The sequence below is a fragment of the Endozoicomonas sp. ONNA1 genome (genome assembly GCF_024606325.1).
GTDB lineage: Bacteria > Pseudomonadota > Gammaproteobacteria > Pseudomonadales > Endozoicomonadaceae > Endozoicomonas_A.
The window spans coordinates 1-1419 of sequence record NZ_JAHHPN010000080.1; the positions used below are offsets into that span (position 1 = coordinate 1).

Annotated in this window: 1 protein-coding gene; it reads left to right on the top strand. The window is 47.6% G+C overall.

Going from position 1 to position 1419, the window contains the following annotated elements; translation table 11 throughout:
* Positions 1-1261: hypothetical protein (locus tag KDK19_RS01755; protein WP_257291222.1), on the top strand; the 1261-nt coding region annotated here is incomplete at its 5' end.
* Positions 1262-1419: the final 158 nt, after the last annotated feature.

Genomic DNA, 1419 nt, shown 5'->3' on the forward strand with positions numbered 1-1419 from the left:
TGCCGACCCAACAGAGGATTTAGCGGAGCTGATCAATCGGCTTCCGCAAGATACGGTGATACTGCTCTCCTCCTACATGGTCCCTACGATGAAGCCTTCTCCATCCGTTACCCCGTTGACGGGCAAAACCCCTGTTAATTACCTCATTGGCAGTCAAATAGTCTTGAAGAACGGTCAGGATATTATCGGGGCTGCTGATAACGGTTTCGAAGTCGTCATCATGCCTGGCAGAAGTTATTCAGATAGATATATGGTCATCGTAGGAGACCGCAGTGACTTTAAGTTCAGAGAAACAAAAGACAGCAATATAAGACACGTAACTTTCTGGCCAACCAGACCTGATGGCTCACGATCCATTGAAAGAATTGTTTCAGCAACTTGTTATAACCGGAGACTGATTATAGAAAACAACGTATTTCATCTCCCTAACAATTATGGGGTTAGACTTGATTGCAGACAACCTCTGGATGCATCGGCCAATGATCTGCGCACCGGGCCGGGCCTGCTGTTCGCTAATAACACGGTAAAAGGCGAACGCTTTAACGTTTCAGCTGGTAACTTTATTCCACTGAATGGGCTGTTTGTTTCTATTGCCAGAATCAAGCATCAGTCACAGCAAATCGCTATTGTTGACAACACCTTCCGGGGCAAGATGTCAGAAGTGGGAGACTTGACTCTTGGACCCGGAAGCCATATTGATATCTTCAGAAACACAATCGACATTGACAATACAGGCACAACCTATCGTGAATATTTGATGTCAAGATACATACCAAAAAATGCTTTCACGCTGACGGGTATTCGTAATACCACTGCAGAGCCTCCTCTCTTCAATCTGGCAGGCAATCAGATCCGCGTTAGAGATGCAGCTATACATGTCGAGGCACAACTTGAACTGGCCCTGGCCTGCAACCAGCTGGAGGGACTCGCTCCGTGGCGACAAACTCAACAAAAATACAGCCTGAAAGCTGCCGATCCATTACCACTGGAAGGTGAGTGTGAAGGATCCGTGAATTCAACCGATGCCATGGCAACTACCAGCCCACCGTCAACCTCCCGGATTCTGAATACCTGGACAACCATCGTTACACCTTTATATGGACTTTCCAACGTTGAGGGTCAGTTCTACTTTGACTCGAAAGCCTGCCCGACAGTCGCTTTGCCTTCTGATGTTATGACCACCACAACCTCGGCGGGTACAACCGAAGTGACTACCGCTTTGGGTGTCATCACCACACTGACCCTGTTGTTGAATCTATAACCTGAACTCACCTCTCCGGTATACAGAAGCTGCCCCAAAAACAGCAGCCAGCGCGATTTTCCGGTCATGTTTTAACGACGTTAACAGGTAGGTATAAATTCATAGGCTAGCAGCCTGTCGGACTTAAGCGTCCGTAGCGAGGATTGCAAGAAATTGAG